The organism is Bradyrhizobium sp., from assembly GCF_049581145.1.
Taxonomy (GTDB): Bacteria; Pseudomonadota; Alphaproteobacteria; order Rhizobiales; family Xanthobacteraceae; genus Bradyrhizobium.
In genome coordinates, this window is the sequence record NZ_JBAURI010000319.1 from 1 (window position 1) to 3,532 (window position 3,532).

A 3,532-nucleotide genomic window follows, 5' to 3' on the forward strand; every position below is an offset into this window, starting at 1 on the left:
CGCAGACCACCAGCGCGCCGCAGCCGCTCGATCTCTTCTCCGATCGCAGCGGCGCATTCTCCAGCTAACAGCCGCGCCCATCGCGGCCCGCAAGTGCGATGAGCCGGCTGCTCAGGCATTCCCGCAAACTCCGTCATTTGCGCGCGCCGTGATGGACACGCACGGCTGCCTGATTCGCCTCGTCTCAGTGAGGAGGGGATCACGCTGGTCATCACGTAGCAGAGCTAACAGCCGTAAATCCCACTGACGTGCCTAGCGCGCGCCTGGCGCGGCCCGCGCGCGCAACCCGTTGTGCCGCAGCATCATTATTGTCGCGCAGGCTGTACGTAGGTGCTTGTACCCTTGCAGGTAGACCGGTAATTTGACGGCCGGGGATTCACTGCCTGGAGGATATTCTTATGTCCATTATTGTGAAAGTTTATGACAACGGCGATCACACTTGCCTGGCCTGGCTGCCCAGCGATCACCAGCCAATTGCCGGCTGCCGCGGCTTCACCATTCGCCGCGTCGTGCAGGGCGGCGCTGAAGCCTATTTGCACGGCTTCACCGGATTCTCCGATGACGACAAGCTTGATCCCAACGCGCCCTGGAAGCATCCGGTGCAGCGCTTCATGTGGTGGGACTACGGCGTGAAGCCGGGCCAGGTGGTGCAGTATTCGGTCGTCCCGGTAACGGGCGACCGCAGCAATCTGCAGCTTGCAACCGAGCTCGCAAGCCCGCTGACCGCGCCGATGACGATCACCGGCCAGGCCAGCCCAAACATCTCGGCCTATTTCAACAAGGGCATCGTGGCCGCGCAGTGGGTCAGCCGCGTGCTCGACAGCCTCGGCACGCCGCCGCCGAAGATCGCCGATCTGATCGCGGCGACGCAAGCCCCGAAGAACGCGCTGCGCAACGAGTTGAGCGGACTGTTGCGTCCGCAGCTTCTGGAGATGCTCGCGGACGTGAAGAAGAGCGGCGGCCAGATCTATGCCGCGCTGTACGAGCTCAATGATCCCGAGCTGAAGGCGGCGCTGAAGGCGCTCGGCAAGAAGTGCCATCTGATCCTCGCCAATGGCGCGTTCAGCAAGAAGAACGGCAATGACGAGAACAAGGCGGTGCGCGCCGAAATGCGCAGTGTGGTCGATCTCACCAATCGCCTGGTTCCGACCGGACATTTCGCGCACAACAAGTTCGTGGTGGTCTGCGATGCCGCGGGCCGGCCGCAGCGCGTGCTGTCCGGCAGCACCAACTGGACGATGACCGGGCTGTGCACGCAGGCCAATAACGGCATCATCGTCAATGACGCCAAGCTCGCGCAATATTTCCTCGACGAATGGAATCTGCTGAAGAAGGCCAGGAACGCCTATCCGCCCACGCTGGCCAGGAGCAACGGACAGGCCAAGGCCAACGTCTTCAAGGTTGATGGCGCCACCATCACGCAGTGGTTCGCGCCGACCGACAAGGAAGAGGACCTCGCCTGCGCGCGCAAGCTGATCAACGCCGCCAAGCAGGGCATCCTGTTCCTGTTCTTCAATCCCGGGGTGTTCGCCGACGCAGACAAGCCGGAAAGCAAATGGACGCTGCTGCAGAACATCCTGTTCCGGCATCATCCGGGCACCGCGAATTACGACGGCGATCTCTATATCCGCGGCGTGGTGAACCAGGAGATCGCCGGCCTCACCACCGAATCGGCCGGGCACGAACCGGCCGTGCCGTCCGCCCGCGCAGCGCTCGATCCCTCGGCGGCGACGCCCGTCACGCTGTTCGACGGCGGCAAGCAGCCGCCGCAGCACCTGGGCTATGAATCGATGGTGCCCAAGAACATCAAGGACACCTTCCATGATTGGGCGACCGAGATCCTCGGCGCCGGCGTTCACATTCACAGCAAGGTCATCGTGCTCGATCCGTTCGGCGACAACCCGGTGGTGATGACGGGCTCGCACAATCTCGGCGCCAAGGCCTCGCTCAAGAACGACGACAATCTGATGATCATCGAGGGCAATCGTGAGCTCGCGGCGGCCTACGCCGCCAACATCATCGCGATCTATCAGGCCTATCGCTGGAACGCCTATGTCGAGGCGCACCGGCAGGATCCCAAGGTCTGGCACGGCCTCGTCAATCGCGATGACTGGCAGAACGGCTACCTCAGCGGCGCCGAGCTGGCGGAGATGACGTTCTGGATGGGCGCGTACCGGCCGGCGCCCGCGGTAGCCGCGGCAGCGCATGTCAGGCAGGTGCCCGACCACACGCCGTCGGCGGCCGGCCATGGGCCGTCGCGTGCGAAGAAACCGCGCGCTGCGAAGAAGCCGCACGGCCGCAGGAAGGCGCACCCGACCAAGCTCGCCGCAGCGAGGAAGAAGAGAGTGGTCAAGCGATCGAAGCTGCCCGCCAAAAGGCCGTGAGGTCGCGCGCGGCGACGATGAAGACGGCGACGAAGCGCTCGAAGGCGGTGACCGGCCGGCGCTGAAACCGTCCTTTTGTCCGCGAGCCCATGCTGACGCGTTGCATGGCCCGGCGATGCCGTTTCGGCGTCGTCGGGCCGATTGCATCGGTGGCCGCACTTTGCAGGCGGCTTCAGGATACCATCCGAGGGCCTCGACGCCCTTAACAAAACGTCAATAAAACCAGCCGCTTATGGTGAACGCTTTGTTAAGCGTCGTGGTTTATTTTGTCTTGCGGTGACATCGCGTCGCCTCGTCTTTCTCCAGGTTGCGTAAGCCGGCAGGACCATGATCGTTCGGCAATTCATCAGTTGGGTCAGAACCGCTTCCGCCTGTGTGCGGGCGGATGCCACACGGGCGCTGGCGCGCGCCTGGCTGGTGTCCGATCTGTCCGAGGAGGATCGCGGCGCCGCCGAGGGCGCGCTTCTGATGCTGCTCGACGATCCGTCGCCGCTGGTCCGCCGGGCGATGGCCGAGATCTTCGCGCACTGCGCGGACGCACCGGCCGCGATCGTGCAGGCGCTGGCGCTCGACCAGGCCTCGGTCGCGCTGCCCGTGCTCGAACATTCACCGCTGCTGATCGATGCCGACCTGGTCGATATCGTGGCCACCGGCGACAGCGAGACGCAGTGCGCCATCGCCCGCCGCCGCTGGCTGCCGGCGTCGGTTTCTGCCGCGATCGCCGAGGTCGGCAGCGCCGCCGCGGCACTGGAGCTGATCGAAAACGCCCATGCCGAACTCCCTGCGTTTTCCTGGGACCGGATCGTCGAACGTCACGGCCATCTCGCCGCGATCCGGGAGGCGATGCTGCTGTTGGACGGCCTGCCGGCCGCGACCCGCGCCGCGCTGGTGGCCAAATTGTCGGAGACGCTGGCGCAGTTCGTGGTGGCCAGGAACTGGCTCAGCCCGGACCGGGCAGGGCGGCTCGCCAGCGAGGCGCGAGATCGCTGCACCATCACCATCGCGGCGGCATCGCGCGGCGAGGACATGCGCGGCCTGGTCCGGCATCTGCGCGCGACCTCCCAGCTCACGGCCGGCCTGATCCTGCGCGCGCTGTTGTCCGGCAATCTCGAATTGTTCGAGGCCGCGCTTGCCGAACTGTCGGACCT

Annotated in this window: 2 protein-coding genes; both read left to right on the forward strand. The window is 65.1% G+C overall.

Annotation, left to right across the window (positions count from 1 at the left end):
- The first annotated feature begins 398 nt into the window (after positions 1–398).
- Positions 399–2,384: a phospholipase D-like domain-containing protein gene (locus WCB02_RS10600; RefSeq protein ID WP_423958066.1), complete on the forward strand. Its 1,986-nt coding sequence runs from the start codon at positions 399–401 to the stop codon at positions 2,382–2,384.
- A gap of 327 nt (positions 2,385–2,711) precedes the next feature.
- A partial coding sequence (locus WCB02_RS10605; RefSeq protein ID WP_423958068.1) for a DUF2336 domain-containing protein occupies positions 2,712–3,532 on the forward strand: 821 nt, incomplete at its 3' end.

Bases quoted from the DNA above. Each gene is read 5' to 3' on its own strand.
- WCB02_RS10600 (WP_423958066.1), top strand. From the start codon at position 399: ATGTCCATTATTGTGAAAGTTTATGACAACGGCGATCACACTTGCCTG.